Source organism: Moraxella catarrhalis, assembly GCF_001656295.1.
Lineage (GTDB): Bacteria > Pseudomonadota > Gammaproteobacteria > Pseudomonadales > Moraxellaceae > Moraxella > Moraxella veridica.
The window spans coordinates 44560-61373 of record NZ_LXHE01000012.1 but is presented as its reverse complement, the minus strand read 5'-3'; the positions used below and the strand labels follow the sequence as shown (position 1 = coordinate 61373).

Genomic DNA, 16814 nt, shown 5'->3' with positions numbered 1-16814 from the left:
ACCTTTTATCCGTTGAGCGATGGCCCTTCCATACAGAACCACCGGATCACTAAGACCTACTTTCGTACCTGCTCGACTTGTGGGTCTCGCAGTTAAGCGCGCTTTTGCCTTTATACTCTTTGAACGATTTCCGACCGTTCTGAGCGCACCTTCGTACTCCTCCGTTACTCTTTAGGAGGAGACCGCCCCAGTCAAACTACCCACCATACATTGTCCTTAGATCTGTTAATCTCAAGTTAGAACCCCAACATAACCAGGGTGGTATTTCAAGGTTGGCTCCACAAATACTGGCGTATCTGCTTCAAAGCCTCCCACCTATCCTACACAAGTTAGGTCAAAGTTCAATGTAAAGCTGTAGTAAAGGTTCACGGGGTCTTTCCGTCTAGCCGCGGGTACACAGCATCTTCACTGCGATTTCGATTTCACTGAGTCTCTGCTGGAGACAGCGCTGCCATCATTATGCCATTCGTGCAGGTCGGAACTTACCCGACAAGGAATTTCGCTACCTTAGGACCGTTATAGTTACGGCCGCCGTTTACTGGGGCTTCGATCAAGAGCTTCGCATACGCTAACCCCATCAATTAACCTTCCAGCACCGGGCAGGCATCACACCCTATACGTCCACTTTCGTGTTTGCAGAGTGCTGTGTTTTTAATAAACAGTTGCAGCAGCCTGGTATCTGCGACTGCCAACAGCTCAAAGAGCAAGTCTTATCACCATCGGCAGCGTACCTTCTCCCGAAGTTACGGTACCATTTTGCCTAGTTCCTTCAGCAGAGTTCTCTCAAGCGCCTTGGTATTCTCTACCTGACCACCTGTGTCGGTTTCGGGTACGATTCATTTATGACTATGCTTAGAAGCTTTTCCTGGAAGCATGGTATTTGCCACTTCGCTGATAAATCAGCTTGCTATCAGATCTCATTAATAACCGAGCGGATTTGCCTACTCAGTCTAACTACATCCTTCCACCTGGACAACCATCGCCAGGCTGGCATAACCTTCTCCGTCCCTCCATCGCATCATAAACAAGTATCGGAATATTAACCGATTTCCCATCGACTACGCCTTTCGGCCTCGCCTTAGGGGTCGACTCACCCAGCCCCGATTAACGTTGGACTGGAACCCTTGGTCTTCCGGCGAACGGGCTTTTCACCCGTTTTGTCGTTACTCACGTCAGCATTCGCTCTTGTGATACCTCCAGCACACCTTACAGTGCACCTTCACAGGCTTACACAACGCTCCCCTACCACTTAATTGAAACAATTAAATCCGCAGCTTCGGCTCCTAGTTTGAGCCCCGTTACATCTTCCGCGCAGGCCGACTCGACTAGTGAGCTATTACGCTTTCTTTAAAGGGTGGCTGCTTCTAAGCCAACCTCCTAGCTGTCTGTGCCTTCCCACATCGTTTCCCACTTAACTAGGAATTTGGGGCCTTAGCTGGCGGTCTGGGTTGTTTCCCTCTTGACGACGGACGTTAGCACCCGCCGTCTGTCTCCCGGATATCACTCATCGGTATTCGGAGTTTGCATCGGTTTGGTAAGTCGGTGTGACCCCCTAGCCGAAACAGTGCTCTACCCCCAATGGTGTTCGTCCGAGGCGCTACCTAAATAGCTTTCGGGGAGAACCAGCTATCACCGAGTTTGATTAGCCTTTCACCCCTATCCACAAGTCATCCCCTGGCTTTTCAACGACAGTGGGTTCGGTCCTCCGGTGCCTGTTACGGCACTTTCAACCTGCTCATGGATAGATCACTCGGTTTCGGGTCTATACCCTGCAACTCATTCGCCCTATTAAGACTCGGTTTCCCTACGGCTCCCCTATTCGGTTAACCTTGCTACAGAATATAAGTCGCTGACCCATTATACAAAAGGTACGCCGTCACGGAACAAGTCCGCTCCGACTGCTTGTATGCACACGGTTTCAGGTTCTATTTCACTCCCCTAACAGGGGTTCTTTTCGCCTTTCCCTCACGGTACTGGTTCACTATCGGTCAGTCAGGAGTATTTAGCCTTGGAGGATGGTCCCCCCATCTTCAGACAGAATTTCTCGTGTTCCGCCCTACTTAATATGTCGCTTAAACAGTTTCGCATACAGGACTATCACCTACTATGGTTGGCTTTCCCACGCCATTTTGCTACTGTAAAATTGATCGGCTCCTCCGTGTTCGCTCGCCGCTACTTACGGAATCTCATTTGATGTCTTTTCCTCGGGGTACTGAGATGTTTCACTTCTCCCGGTTTGCCTTACACAGTAAACTGTGTAATAACCAACTTGTGTTGGTTGGGTTTCCCCATTCAGAAATCGCCGGGTCACAGGATATTGCCACCTCACCGACGCTTATCGCAGGCTATCACGTCTTTCATCGCCTCTGACTGCCAAGGCATCCACCATGTGCACTTCATTACTTGACCATACAACCCCAAGGGGTCTTATGGGTAATGTGTAACGATTCACCTATGTTTACGCTTGATTCAGTTCTCTTTACTTTAGGTGATTGTATTGGGTACAATCACCATGGTTAATTATTACGTTGGATAATAATTAACCCAGACTCATACTATGTTGTTAAATAATGTTATAAACTTCGTCAGTTTATAAAATGAAAGCATAAATAAGAAATCTTATTTAAATTGCTTATGTATGCTTTGATGTTTATTGGTGGAGCCAAGGAGAGTCGAACTCCTGACCTCCTGCGTGCAAGGCAGGCGCTCTACCAACTGAGCTATGGCCCCAAAATGGTGGGTCTAATAAGACTTGAACTTATGACCCCCGCGTTATCAACACGGTGCTCTAACCAACTGAGCTATAGACCCGTTTTAAACATCTTACCAAAGAACAACTTGTTGTGAATTCTTGCCAATCAGATAACTTCGTTAAGGAGGTGATCCAGCCGCAGGTTCCCCTACGGCTACCTTGTTACGACTTCACCCCAGTCATCGACCCCACCGTGGTGATCGCCCTCTTGCGTTAGGCTAACCACTTCTGGTGAGATCAACTCCCATGGTGTGACGGGCGGTGTGTACAAGGCCCGGGAACGTATTCACCGCAGCATTCTGATCTGCGATTACTAGCGATTCCGACTTCATGGAGTCGAGTTGCAGACTCCAATCCGGACTACGATAGGCTTTTTGAGATTGGCATCACATCGCTGTGTAGCAACCCTTTGTACCTACCATTGTAGCACGTGTGTAGCCCTGGTCGTAAGGGCCATGATGACTTGACGTCGTCCCCGCCTTCCTCCAGTTTGTCACTGGCAGTATCCTTAGAGTTCCCGACCGAGTCGCTGGTAACTAAGGAAAAGGGTTGCGCTCGTTGCGGGACTTAACCCAACATCTCACGACACGAGCTGACGACAGCCATGCAGCACCTGTATGTGAATTCCCAAAGGCACTCTCGCATCTCTGCAAGATTCTCACTATGTCAAGACCAGGTAAGGTTCTTCGCGTTGCATCGAATTAAACCACATGCTCCACCGCTTGTGCGGGCCCCCGTCAATTCATTTGAGTTTTAACCTTGCGGCCGTACTCCCCAGGCGGTCTACTTATTGCGTTAACTGCGTCACTAAGTCTTTAAAAGACCCAACGACTGGTAGACATCGTTTACGGCGTGGACTACCAGGGTATCTAATCCTGTTTGCTACCCACGCTTTCGCACCTCAGTGTCAGTATGATGCCAGGGAGCTGCCTTCGCCATCGGTATTCCTCCAGATCTCTACGCATTTCACCGCTACACCTGGAATTCTACTCCCCTCTCACCTACTCTAGTCATCCAGTATCAGATGCAGTTCCCAGGTTAAGCCCGGGGCTTTCACATCTGACTTAAATGACCACCTACGCGCGCTTTACGCCCAGTAATTCCGATTAACGCTTGCACCCTCTGTATTACCGCGGCTGCTGGCACAGAGTTAGCCGGTGCTTATTCTGTGGGTAACGTCAGGGCTTATGGGTATTAACCATAAGCTTTTCCTCCCCACTTAAAGTGCTTTACAACCAAAAGGCCTTCTTCACACACGCGGCATGGCTGGATCAGGCTTTCGCCCATTGTCCAATATTCCCCACTGCTGCCTCCCGTAGGAGTCTGGGCCGTGTCTCAGTCCCAGTGTGGCTGATCATCCTCTCAGACCAGCTACAGATCGTCGCCTTGGTAGGCCTTTACCCCACCAACTAGCTAATCCGACTTAGGCTCATCTAATAGCGAGAGCTTGCGCCCCCTTTCACCCGTAGGTCGTATGCGGTATTAGCTTGAGTTTCCCCAAGTTATCCCCCACTACTAGGCAGATTCCTAAGCATTACTCACCCGTCCGCCACTAAGTATCAGAAGCAAGCTTCCTAACTTCGTTCGACTTGCATGTGTTAAGCCTGCCGCCAGCGTTCAATCTGAGCCATGATCAAACTCTTCAGTTTAATCTTTTATTTGCCAATGAAAAAGACAAGCTTTTTTATTGGACTTTAATTTTGGCTCATTCATCGTGTACATTATGTACTTACTAGCAATAATTGATATTTTTAAAATATCTGCTCATCGTGTAAATGAATTAACTTTGAGTATTTTTGCCTTACTTAAGATAAGTAATTAAGATAAGTAATAAGTATCAATGAATGATAATTTATTTAAGTATCTTGTATTGACAAAAATCCACACAAGTTGTTCTTTAGTTTGGATTTTAAATAGTTTTGAACACTGTCGTCCAGTTGCTCAATGAGTGGCGTATTATACGCCAAAATTTTATTAAGTCAAGCACTTTTTTTCAAAAATTTAAAATTTATTTTTTTAAGTTTTTGGTGCTTCAGTAAACGGTATACTAAATACTAAGTGATTGATTTAGCAATGTTTTTTACTGTGCTGTACTGCTTAAGTGGTGCGTATTATAGGCATGATATTATGACTTGTAAAGCAGTTTTTTTAGGATTGATGGTAGAAAGTTGGTAAGTGATTGATTTTGTTGGGGGTTTTGGTGAAATTTTTAAATAAAAAGCCACACGCTGATGATGTGGCTTTTTATGGCTGATGCAAATTAGCCTTTAATACGCTTTGTACCGACCACATCGCAAAGATAGCTGGCATAGCTGGCTTTTGCATCTGCATCATCTGGGTAAATGAGTATATCTGAATGATGATCCTTGCCAAGTTGTAAAGAATGATGATCGTTGTCAAGTTGTAAATAGAAGCCAGAGATTTGCCAACCCTTATCATCACCAAAATGCATGGAGTTGCCAGCTGATTCTACCAAATTAATTGGCAAGAAACGAGTTTTACCACCCAAATTGGCTTCGGCATAGGTCGGTAGTGCTTGATCACTGAAGCCATAATTCACTTGAACCGTGTCGCCTGTGGGGAAACTACCTGTGGGGCAACTATAAGTCACTTGGTGAACCTTATTGGCGAGTTGTTTGGCAGAGCGTACAGACATGGTATCTTTGGCATTTGCGATAGCTGTAAAAGATAGACCTAGCGCTAACACAGGTGCGATGATTTTTAGTGCTTTCATTTGTTTATTTTTCCTATTTCAATCTAAAAAGTAAAAATTATGAACACTGATGATTCATGCTTAATAATGATAGCATTTTAATAGCAAATAATATCATGTTATGGCAAATATTTGATAGCAAATATTTGTTGCTACGATAATAAGATTTTATTACAAATACGATTGTTAGAAAATTTTTGTTACATGTGGGTGTGTCGATTACAATTATTTGCAATTTCTATGATATTAATGATATTTGATAAAAAAGCAATTCATGATTAATTAATACATTCATGATTAAGTGGTGCATGCCATGGCATGACATCATAACTTAATAAAGCAGGTTTTAGGGTTGATGGAATTTTAGTTAATAAGTAACTGATTTTATTAAGATTTGGAATTTGATATTATTTTTATTGCGTCATTTTTATTTGTGCTATTATATTAGGGTATCTCTTTTTAACTTGACATTTTTTATGGTAATGATTATTATTATCATAAATGGTTAAATCATTTGAAGATAATAACTTAAATGGTTAAATCATTTGAAGATACTAACTTAGTATTTTGATATATTTATTTTAATGCCAGTCAAGCAAATAGGTTAACTTATGAAATCAATCAAAACTTTTACCGCCTGTCTTACGATGTGCTTAGCCTTGGTTGGGTGCGGTCAGCAGGTCAAAGAAGACACCAACGCACAGGATGCTAATTCTCCAAAAAAACTGTCTGTTGTCACAACTTTTACTGTCATTGCTGACATTGCCCAAAATGTTGCTGGGGAGGCTGCCGATGTTCAATCCATTACCAAGGCAGGTGCTGAAATTCATGATTATGAACCCACGCCTCAAGATGTGGTTAAAGCCCAAAAAGCAGATTTGATTTTATGGAATGGTCTTAATCTAGAGCTTTGGTTTGAAAAATTTTATCATGATACCAGCAATGTGCCTGCCGTTGTTGTGACACAGGGTATCACACCGATTAACATCACTGAAGGTGCTTATAAAGACATGCCAAACCCACATGCTTGGATGTCGCCAAGTAATGCCTTGATTTATGTTGAGAATATCAAAAATGCACTCATTAAGCAAGACCCAGCCAATCAGGAAGTTTATACCAAAAATGCTGAGCAGTACAGTGCAAAAATCAAAGCTATGGACGCTCCACTGCGTGCCAAATTATCACAAATCCCTGAACATCAGCGTTGGTTGGTAACCAGTGAAGGTGCGTTTAGCTATTTGGCCAACGATTATGGTCTTAAAGAAGCTTATTTGTGGCCAATTAATGCCGAACAGCAAGGCTCGCCTCAACAAGTCAAATCATTGATTGATACGGTACGCACCAATAATATTCCTGTGGTATTTAGTGAAAGTACGATTTCAGACAAACCAGCAAAACAAGTTGCCAAAGAAACAGGTGCCAAATATGGCGGTGTGCTTTATGTTGATTCACTGTCTGAAGCTGGTGGCCCTGTACCAACTTATCTTGACTTATTACAAACCACCGTCTCAACCATCGCCAGCGGTTTTGAAAAGTGATGGATAAAATCACCATCAGCCTTGACGATATTTCGGTTCGATACAATAATGGACATACCGCCTTGTATGATGTTTCGCTACATCTACAAGGCGGTACAACCTGTGCCTTGGTCGGCATCAATGGTAGTGGCAAATCCACCTTATTTAAGGTGCTGATGGGGCTAATTAAGCCCCAAACAGGTCATGTTAAGCTTTGTGATTTACCCATTGCTCAAGCACTTAAGAAAAATTTGGTCGCCTATGTGCCACAAAGCGAAGAAGTTGATTGGCAATTTCCTGTATCAGTTTTAGATGTCGTCATGATGGGGCGATATGGACATATGAATTTTTTACGCCGACCAAAACCAAAGGATTACCAAAAAATTGATGAAGCCATGTCACGCGTCCAAATTAACCATCTTGCCAATCGACAAATTAGTGAATTATCAGGCGGGCAAAAAAAACGGGTGTTTTTGGCAAGGGCTTTGGCTCAAGAAAGCAAAATCCTTTTATTAGACGAACCTTTCACAGGTGTTGATGTAAAAACCGAAAAAGCCATTATGAATCTTTTAGATGAATTGCGTCAAGAAGGTCATCTAATTTTAATCTCAACACATAATTTAGGGACAGTACCTGAATTTTGTGACCAAGTTATCATGATAAATCGCACCATTTTAGCAATGGGAAGCACCAAAAGTACATTCACCCAAGCCAATCTTGAAAAAGTTTTTGGTGGTGTTCTAAGGCAGCTTCACTTGGTGGGTGAAGACTTGCACGATGATGATGATAAACGCACTTTGACGATTTTGGCAGACGATGAAATTCCTGCTGTCTTTTACGGTCATCATCAAAATCGCAGCTCTTATCATCGCAAAAATGTCAAATCCAGCGAATCAAATCCCCAAGCTGAGCAAAAGGATAGGTCATGATTGCATTACTACTTGAGCCTTTTGCTTATGAATATATGCTCAAGGCAATTTTTTTAAGCTCATTAGTAGGCGGTGTTTGTGCCTTTTTATCAGCCTATCTGATGCTAAAAGGCTGGTCTTTAATCGGTGATGCTCTATCACATGCTGTGGTACCCGGTGTTGCAATTGCCTATGCACTGGGTGCACCTTATGCGGTAGGGGCGTTTTTTTCTGGCATTTTAGCAGCCTTATCTATTTTATGGATTAAGTCTGTGACCAAACTGCGTGAAGATGCTGTCATTGGATTTATTTTTACGACTTTTTTTGCCTTAGGCTTATTTATCATTTCTTTAAACCCCACCGCCATCAATGTTCAAGAAATTATTTTTGGCAACATATTAGGCATTGCCGATACAGATATGTATCAAGTGACTGTTGTTATGGTCATTACTTTGTTGATTTTATTAATATTTTGGAAGGATTTGCTATTGGTTTTTTTTGATGAAATACAAGCCAAAGCGGTGGGTTTATCAAGCAAATATTATAAATTATTATTTTTTAGCCTACTTAGTGCCTGTGTGGTCTCTGCATTACAAACCGTTGGTGCAATCTTGGTTATTGCTATGGTGATCACACCTGGAGCAACTGCTTATCAGCTCACTGATAAATTTCGTACACTGATTTTAATTGCTGGTGCTATTGGTGTTATAACCAGTGGATTTGGGGTGTATTTGAGTTATTTTTTGGATGGTGCCACTGGAGGCATTATTGTATGTTTGCAGACACTGCTATTTATCATTGCCTTTTTATTTTCGCCAAAGTACGGCAGATTCAGCCAAAAACAATCTCGGTCATTCAACTCATCGGTTCGCTAAATTATGTCAAATTCTGTTTTGTGGTGGTTCACCGAACCATTTAGCCACACCTTTATGCAACATGCGCTCATCTCTGCGGTGGCGGTGGCGGTCATTTGTGCAATTTTATCTTGCTACATTGTGTTAAAGGGATGGTCTTTGATGGGAGATGCCATCTCTCATGCGGTATTTCCTGGGGTGGTTTTGGCATTTTGGCTGGGCATTCCGATGACTTTTGGGGCATTTATTGCTGGAGTATGTTGTGCTGGTGCCGTAGGCTACCTAAAAAATCACACTCGGCTTAAAGAAGACACTCTGATGGGCGTGGTATTTTCAGGTATGTTTGCGGTGGGGCTTGTGATATTTCATAAGATTGACAGTGGTCAACACTTGACACATCTTTTATTTGGCAACCTTTTGGGCATCAGTCGTACCCTGATGTACCAAACTTTGGGTGTTTCAGCAATCATCTTTTTGATACTCATTTTAAAAAGACGCGACCTTTTGTTGTACTGTTTTGACAGCCATCATGCCCAAGTTGCAGGTTTATCGATACAAAAACTACACTATGGCTTATTGATTATATTGTCAGCAACCATTGTGGTTGCTATGCAAGCGGTCGGGGTGATTTTGGTGATTGCGATGCTTATCTCACCTGGCATGACTGCTTTTATTTTATGCAAACGCTTTGATGCAATGTTGCTGGTTGCCATCATTAGCTCATGTTTTACAAGTGTATTTGGGGTAATTATCAGTTATCATCTAGATTCTGCAACAGGTGCGACGATTGTACTGATGCAAGCTTTGGTATTTTTGGTCGCGATGATTTATGACAAAATTCGCTTGCGGCGTTTAAGCTCTGCTTAGGGATTGATTGATAGATGCATATCTGTTAAACAGCACATCCAGCGACACCTGCACCACCCACCCCACACCAAAGGCAAACAGCAGTGTCGCCAAGCCCACCACGCCACCAAGCAGCCAGCCTATCAGGCACACTGTACCTTCCAAAAAAGTGCGAATCACGCCCACTTTCAGACCTGTCAGCTGGGTCAAGCCCACCATCAAGCCATCTCGCGGACCTGCACCCATGTGCGATGTCAAATAAAGGCTAGACGCAATACCAACGATGACCACGCCCAGTACAGCCAGTAGGATTTGCCACACCAAATCATCCACCACAGGCAGCCAAACATCAAACAGCCCCAAGCTCAAAGCAATAATACAGATATTTAAAATCGTCCCCAAGCCAAATCTTTGTTTAAGCGGTATCCAAAGTGCCAACACACCACAACTAATAATAAAGGTCAAAAGTCCAATATTTAAGCCTGTCTGCACTGACAGCCCCTGAGCGAATACCGTCCAAGGGGATGAGCCCAGTTGTGATTTGAGCAGCAAGGCTTCGCCAAACCCAAACAGGCTGAGCGACGCACACAGCATGGCAAGGGGTTTGGCTTTGAGCGTCCAATAGGACGTGTTGCTCCATGGAGTGTTGGGTAAAACGCGTTTTTTCATCAGGCTACTCCTTTGACCGATAAAGCAGATTATACAAAAAAAAACGGTTTTTCAATATCTCACTGTGTTTAGGCTGATTGCACCGAAACTTTGGCATACGCCTTTTTACCTGCTTGAATCACCACCGTTTGCCCTTGTTCTAAGGCAAAACTGCCATCGACCACTTGACCGTCCACTTTGACCGCCCCACGAGACAGCATGTCTTTGGCTTGGGCGGAATTTTTGGCAAGGCTGGCTTGGTTTAAGACTTGGATGATGAATAATTTATCTTGACCATTTAAAGATAAACTTACCTCTGGCAAATCAACAGGTAACTCGCCATCTGCCAAGCGGTTGCCTGCTGATTTATGGGCATTATCAGCAGCATCTTTATCATGAAAACGCTCAATCAGCTCTAGAGCTAAAATGCGTTTGATTTCTTGGGGGTTGCGCCCATTTTTCATGTCATCAAGCAACGCATTAACCTCACTCATTGGCTTAAAGCTTAAAAGCTCAAAGTAGCGAGCGATGAGTGTGTCAGGCATGGATAGAATTTTTTGATACATGACACCAGCAGGGTCATTGATGCCGATGTAGTTGCCCAGCGATTTGCTCATTTTTTGCACACCATCCAAGCCTTCTAAGATTGGCATAGTAATACACACTTGCGGCTCTTTATCATAGCGACCTTGTAGCGTTCGCCCCATCAATAAATTAAAAGTTTGGTCAGTTCCGCCAAGCTCCACATCGGCATCTAAAGCAATGCTGTCATAGCCTTGCACCAAGGGGTATAAAAATTCATGAATTGCAATTGGGGTCTGATTGCCATAACGCTTGGCAAAATCATCACGCTCAAGCATCCGTGAAACAGTGACTTGGCTTGCCAGCTGTATCATATCGCCTGCACTCATTTTGCCAAACCACTCTGAATTAAAGACAATCTTGGTTTTGTCTTTATCCAAAATTTTAAAAACCTGCTCAGCATAAGTTTGGGCATTGGCTTTCACCTCGGCTTCTGTCAGTGGTGGTCGGGTGGCATTTTTGCCTGATGGGTCGCCAATGCGTGCCGTGTAATCACCAATCAAAAACAGCACCTCATGCCCCAAATCCTGAAAATGACGCAATTTATTTAACACAACCGTATGTCCAAAATGCAAATCAGGGGCGGTCGGGTCCATGCCAAGTTTGATACGCAGTGGGCGAGCTTGTGCAAGTTTCTTCAACAAGTCTTCTTCAGAATAAATCTCAACCACGCCACGTTTTAAAAATTCAAGTTGTTCGGCAGGAGATAAGAAATTTGACATGAGACACCTTTTTATAAAAAATTGTGCTATTATAGCAAACTAATTTTGATTAAAACACTTTGAACATTTATTTTACAAAAAAATAGTCCCAACTGGGACTATTTTTTGAGTATGGCGTATTAACCTTTGATTTTGCTAATACTAACCACTCGGCAATCTTTGTGCATGGTATCACTGGCAGGGTCTTGAATGCTTGCCAAACCTACTCTGTGGTAATTACCAAGCGTTAGAGCATCCACAAAGAGTTTGTAGCTGTCTTCTTGACCAAAGAAAGTGCCTGATATATCTGAATGTTTAAGATTGATGGGCATGAAACGATTTTTGCCACCAACAACTGCCTCAGCATAAGTTGGTTGGCTTTGCTCATTAAAGCCATATTTGACTGTCAATCTACCACCTGTGGCACAGGTATAATTTACTTGACGCACTTTTGTGGTATCTCTGACGGCCTGGGTGTGGTCTAAGATATCACTTGCGTGCGAAACAGTAGCAACCAATGCTAGGGCAGGAACAAGAGCCTTTAAAAATTTCATGATTTCTCCTTGGAAAAATGAAAAGTGTTTAATAAAATCACCTTAGATGTTAGGTGTCCTAAGTTGATTGCTTTAATATATCATCAGCTCATTTAGAATAATACATTATAATAGTAAAGAATTGTTAAAAATTTGATAATATCATTGCTTTTTCAACGTCTATTCAACGAATTTTATCGTTTTTGACATATTTCGTTACATTTTTGAACCCAATCAGATACTTTAAAGTTTGGTATGATGGATATTTTATAACCCATGTTAATCAAATAATCAGTTCAACCTAAGGATAAACATGATCTGTAATACCGCCTTTGACGTGGATTTGGCAGACCGCTACTATATTGGCATGATGAGCGGAACAAGTCTAGATGCCCTAGATGCTGTGCTGTGCGACTTTGACGGTGATACGCCCAAAATTATTGCCACCCACAGTAAGCCCTTTTGTAACAAATTGCGGGCGATTTTATTGGCACTGTGTACGCCAAATGGCATATCACACCTTGATATGGGTGAATTTGATGGATTTAGCGAGCTTGATTTTTGGGGTTTGGCAAGTCGTCTGTATGGGGAATTTGCCAGTGAGATTGTCAATGAACTCATTGCCAAAACCAACCTAAGAACCAATGACATCACTGCCATTGGCTGTCATGGGCAAACAGTGCGACACCGTCCAAATTGGCGGTTTAGTCTACAATTGCTTGACCCCAATATTCTGGCTGAACGCACAGGCGTGACGGTGGTGTCAGATTTTCGCAGACGAGACATGGCGGTGGGTGGTCAAGGAGCCCCCTTGGTGCCTGCCTTTCATCAGGCAATGTTTGGCAATGATCAGAGCATCAAAGCGGTGCTCAACTTGGGCGGTATTGCGAACATCACCTTACTTGACTACGACGGTCAAGGCACGCCGATAGGCTTTGATACGGGCGTTGCCAATTTGCTCATGGACGCATGGATCGCACGGCATACAGGCACGACTTATGATAAAGATGGCACATGGGCGGCAGAAGGACAAGTGATTGAGCCGCTGCTTGAGCTGCTGCTTGATCATCCTTTTTTTGCCAAACCGCCCCCAAAAAGCACAGGTCGCGAGGATTTTCATCTGTCATGGCTAGATGCCATGCTCGGTCAGCTTGGGCACAGCCACCCAAATTTACGCTACAGTCCTGTCGATGTACAGACCACCTTATGTGAGCTGACCGCCGTCAGCGCCGCCGAGCAGATTGCTCGCTTGGTTGATTCAGGTGTGGTGCTGGTGTGCGGCGGCGGTGCAAAAAATGCCTATCTGATGGCTCGCCTGCAAGCACATCTGCCCAATTTGTCGGTCAAGCCAACCAGCAGCCTTGGCATCGATGTGGCATTGGTTGAGGGGATGGCATTTGCTTGGCTTGCACGCCAAAACATCTTAGGGCGCACAGGCAATATCCCTGCCGTCACTGGCGCATCTAAAGCGGTCGTGCTTGGCCAAGTGTGTTTTTGATTTTTAAGATATAGCCGCCAAAGCCCATGCGATGAGCGGCGTGCGTGCGGTGATAAATGACAGCAAATGGTGCTATGATTTATAGGATCAATCAATGCTGAATAAGGTGCACTTATGGAATTTCGGCAATTGGGGTATTTTTTGCATTTGGCAGGCACAGGCAGTGTCAGCCAATCTGCCAAAGTCTTGGGGTTATCACAGCCGTCTTTGAGCCGTCAGATTCAGCAGCTTGAAGAAAACTTACAAGTTGAATTATTTGAGCGTCATCATCGTCCGATGGCATTGACTGATGCTGGAGAGTTTTTGTATCGTCATATCAAGCAGCCACTGCATGAGCTTGAGCAAGCCATGGCACTGACGCGCCGCTTTGGTGATGGTCGCCAAAACCGTCTGATCATTGGCTCGGTGGTGTCTGTATTGTATGGGCTGTTACCAGAAGTGATCTCTCAGCTTAGACAAGACATTGATGGCACGCACCCTGATTTTGACATCAAAGTCATTGAGATGAGCTTTGAGCAGCAGGTCAGCGCCTTAAAATCTGGTGAGATCGATGTGGGCTTTGGTCGTTTTGTTTGTCATGACCCTTTGATTCATCAGACTTTTTTGCGTCATGAGCCGTTTGTGCTGGCTGTGCCAAAATGGCATTATTTAGCCAAAAACGCTACTGCGCCAATCGCCCTATCAGATCTGACCACCGATACACTGATTTTGTATCACAAAACCCCCAACTCCCAAGCTGGCTTGACAGAAACCGATCCGCTGCTACAACTGTTTGAGCAGACCCAGACGCAGCCTAAAAATCATGTACACGTGCGTGATATCCAAGTGGCGCTCGCCATGGTCGCCGCAAGCGAAGGCTTTACCATTGTGCCTGATAGCCTAAAAACTGTCCGCACCGACCAAATTAGCTACCTGCCTTTGGCGCATGAGTTTACATCGCCCATGTACATCAACACCTTGGCGCATAATCCCCTACCCAATCTCGCCACTTTACACGGTGTCATCCTAAGTGTGTATGAGCGCCATCACATCCAAGTACCTACCCCTTTGGTGGATGAGCCAAATTAGGGCAAATGGGTTATTTGTTGTGTTTTTGTAAATAAAAATGGGTAAAATTATGTGTTTTGTAAATAAGTTTCGGGTTAATTATGTGAAATATTAAAATTATTATTTATAATTTGCATAATACAAGAAGGAGCCCTTTTAAATTTTACTGAACATTTGTACTGTATTTGCTGACAGCCAACAAAAATTGGGGTATAGTTAAACAAAAGCCATTTTATCATAATCATAGCCATCTGATTACAACTGATTAGTAGCATAAGGAAAATGATATGAGTCAAGTTTCTGCTGGTCGCCGTTTCCGCGACGCCATCACTAGCGAAAAAGCCAACAACAAACCCTTACAAATCGTCGGTACCATCAATGCTTATACCGCCATGATGGCGACACAAGTTGGGCATAAAGCCATTTATTTATCAGGCGGCGGTGTTGCCAATGCTTCGTTTGGTCTGCCTGATTTGGGCATGACAAGCCTAAATGATGTGCTAACTGACGCCACACGCATCACCAATGCGGTAGATACGCCGCTATTGGTGGACATTGATACAGGTTGGGGCGGCGCGTTCAATATCGCCAACACCATCAAACAAATGGAAAAAGCAGGCGTCGCAGCAGTGCATATCGAAGACCAAATCGCCCAAAAACGCTGCGGTCATCGCCCAAATAAAGAAATCGTCTCGATAGCAGAAATGATCGATCGCCTAAAAGCGGCTTTGGACGCCAAAGTCGATCCTGACTTTGTGGTGATGGCGCGTACGGACGCCTTGGCTGTCGAAGGCTTGGATGCGGCGGTTGAGCGTGCGGTGGCATTCCAAGAAGCAGGCGCGGATATGATTTTTGCCGAAGCCTTGACAGATATCAATCAGTATCGCAAATTTACCGATGTGCTGGATATTCCTGTGCTTGCCAACATGACCGAATTTGGTCAAACTGATTTATACACCACCGATGAGCTGTTTAATGTGGGCGTGGACATGGTGCTCTATCCGCTGTCTGCGTTTCGCGCGATGAATAAAGCGGCGCTCAATGTCTATCAAACACTCAAAGACGAAGGCGTCCAAACTTCGGTCGTCGATACCATGCAGACGCGCATGGAGCTTTATGATTTCTTAAATTATCATGCTTTTGAACAAAAATTAGACGAGCTATTTCGTCAAAAGTAATCCAATTTTTACCATGATTTGATGGTAATTTTAAGCTGCTTTGATCATAAAAACAGTTTTTATTTTTATGGTCAAGGCTAATTAAATAAGCTATATTAGCCATTTGGGTAATGTCACTTATTTACAAAAGGCACAATCGATGTCTGAGAGTTTTCAAGCGCTGATTTTTGGTGTCGCAGCCATCTTACACGGAATCACTGGCATGGGATTTCCGATGATTGCGACCAGCGCTTTGGCATTTTTGATGCCGCTATCGCAAGCGGTCGCCATCGTTGCGATACCCAGCCTGCTCATGAGCTTGTTGGTGCTGTGCACCAATAATCAAGGCTCGCTGATTGATGAGCTTAGATATTACGCTCAGCATTATCGACTGCTTGCGGCGATGAGCGTGATCGGTGGGATCATCGGTGTTCAGCTTTTGCTGGTTTTGCCAGTCGCTTGGCTGTATGTGATGATGGCGGCAGTGACACTGTACTATGCTGGGCATGGGTTTTTGTCGATGACAGGCAAGATAGGTGCGCTGACAGTGCCCACAGGACGGCTTAGCATGGCAGCCTTTGGGCTCATTGCTGGCATCGTCGGCGGTGCAACCAATGCCATGTCGCCGATTTTGCTGATATTTTTATTCAGTCAAACCGATGACAAAAACCGCATCGCCAAAGCAAGCAATCTGTGCTACTTACTGGGTAAACTGGTGCAGATATTCTTATTACAAGGTGAATATCGCGCCTTTGGTTATGGTGAATATGCGCTACTGATCATCTTAACCGCTGTATCGATGCTTGGTTTATTTGGCGGTATTCGCCTGCGTACCATCATCAGTACGACAGTATTTAAACTGCTGATTTTTGGTATTTTATTGGTATTAGCACTAAAAATAGGACAGTCAGGGATCGCGCAACTGACTGCGTGATGATATGAATTTGTAGGCGATCATAGCCCAAAATTCACACTTAGAATTTAACCGCCACCAAAGCACGTATCGTCTTTGGCAGCATATCACCGTCTGACGGTAACGCCATTCATAAGGAGATTAA

12 protein-coding genes, 2 tRNA genes and 2 rRNA genes are annotated in these 16814 nt (G+C 44.1%); 8 read left to right on the top strand and 8 right to left on the bottom strand.

Annotated elements, in window-relative coordinates; genetic code table 11:
* The 5 genes from AO382_RS05465 to AO382_RS11045 all read right to left on the bottom strand — a co-directional run.
* Positions 1–2409 (bottom strand): 23S ribosomal RNA (locus AO382_RS05465); the annotation flags it as partial.
* A gap of 245 nt (positions 2410–2654) precedes the next feature.
* Positions 2655–2730 (bottom strand) — tRNA-Ala (locus AO382_RS05460).
* Between the two features lie 4 nt (positions 2731–2734).
* Positions 2735–2811: transfer RNA gene (locus AO382_RS05455), tRNA-Ile, on the bottom strand.
* 61 nt (positions 2812–2872) lie between these two features.
* A 16S ribosomal RNA gene (locus tag AO382_RS05450) occupies positions 2873–4401 on the bottom strand.
* A 611-nt stretch (positions 4402–5012) separates the two neighbouring features.
* Positions 5013–5486, bottom strand: a complete 474-nt coding sequence (locus AO382_RS11045) for a hypothetical protein (protein ID WP_227513637.1) — start codon at positions 5484–5486, stop codon at positions 5013–5015.
* A 590-nt stretch (positions 5487–6076) separates the two neighbouring features.
* Between AO382_RS11045 and AO382_RS05440 the strand changes: the two genes are divergently transcribed.
* The 4 genes from AO382_RS05440 to AO382_RS05425 are packed head-to-tail and all read left to right on the top strand — an operon-like array spanning position 6077 to position 9611.
* Complete coding sequence (locus tag AO382_RS05440) at positions 6077–7003, top strand: metal ABC transporter substrate-binding protein (RefSeq protein WP_064618815.1); 927 nt, start codon at positions 6077–6079, stop codon at positions 7001–7003.
* Positions 7003–7911 carry a metal ABC transporter ATP-binding protein gene (locus AO382_RS05435; protein WP_064618813.1) on the top strand — a complete coding sequence of 303 codons (909 nt, stop codon included), beginning with the start codon at positions 7003–7005 and terminating at the stop codon, positions 7909–7911. The genes AO382_RS05440 and AO382_RS05435 overlap by 1 nt, the downstream gene beginning before the upstream one ends.
* A complete protein-coding gene (locus AO382_RS05430) occupies positions 7908–8765 on the top strand; it encodes a metal ABC transporter permease (RefSeq protein ID WP_064606356.1) in 858 nt (285 codons plus the stop codon). The genes AO382_RS05435 and AO382_RS05430 overlap by 4 nt, the downstream gene beginning before the upstream one ends.
* A gap of 3 nt (positions 8766–8768) precedes the next feature.
* On the top strand, positions 8769–9611 hold the full coding sequence (locus AO382_RS05425) for a metal ABC transporter permease (protein WP_172796543.1): 843 nt from the start codon (positions 8769–8771) through the stop codon (positions 9609–9611).
* On the opposite strand, the gene AO382_RS05420 is transcribed toward AO382_RS05425, so the two are convergent.
* The 3 genes from AO382_RS05420 to AO382_RS05410 all read right to left on the bottom strand — a co-directional run bounded on the left by AO382_RS05420 (position 9597) and on the right by AO382_RS05410 (position 12075).
* Complete coding sequence (locus AO382_RS05420) at positions 9597–10259, bottom strand: YczE/YyaS/YitT family protein (protein ID WP_064618809.1); 663 nt, start codon at positions 10257–10259, stop codon at positions 9597–9599. The two genes, AO382_RS05425 and AO382_RS05420, sit on opposite strands and share 15 nt — an antisense overlap.
* A 68-nt stretch (positions 10260–10327) precedes the next feature.
* Positions 10328–11542 carry a tyrosine--tRNA ligase gene (gene tyrS, locus AO382_RS05415; protein WP_064618807.1) on the bottom strand — a complete coding sequence of 405 codons (1215 nt, stop codon included), beginning with the start codon at positions 11540–11542 and terminating at the stop codon, positions 10328–10330.
* Between the two features lie 119 nt (positions 11543–11661).
* Entirely contained in the window at positions 11662–12075 is a 414-nt protein-coding gene (locus tag AO382_RS05410) for a hypothetical protein (RefSeq protein WP_064618805.1), read from the bottom strand.
* Between the two features lie 292 nt (positions 12076–12367).
* On the opposite strand from AO382_RS05410, the gene AO382_RS05405 reads away from it, so the two are divergent.
* From AO382_RS05405 to AO382_RS05390, 4 genes are all read left to right on the top strand, one after another.
* Positions 12368–13552, top strand: coding sequence for an anhydro-N-acetylmuramic acid kinase (locus AO382_RS05405; protein WP_064618803.1), 1185 nt, complete (start codon positions 12368–12370; stop codon positions 13550–13552).
* A 114-nt stretch (positions 13553–13666) separates the two neighbouring features.
* On the top strand, positions 13667–14620 hold the full coding sequence (locus AO382_RS05400) for a LysR family transcriptional regulator (RefSeq protein WP_064618801.1): 954 nt from the start codon (positions 13667–13669) through the stop codon (positions 14618–14620).
* 266 nt (positions 14621–14886) lie between these two features.
* Positions 14887–15777 carry a methylisocitrate lyase gene (prpB, locus tag AO382_RS05395; protein ID WP_064618799.1) on the top strand — a complete coding sequence of 297 codons (891 nt, stop codon included), beginning with the start codon at positions 14887–14889 and terminating at the stop codon, positions 15775–15777.
* Positions 15778–15916: 139 nt separating this feature from the next.
* Entirely contained in the window at positions 15917–16690 is a 774-nt protein-coding gene (locus AO382_RS05390; RefSeq protein WP_064610768.1) for a sulfite exporter TauE/SafE family protein, read from the top strand.
* Positions 16691–16814 lie beyond the last annotated feature (124 nt).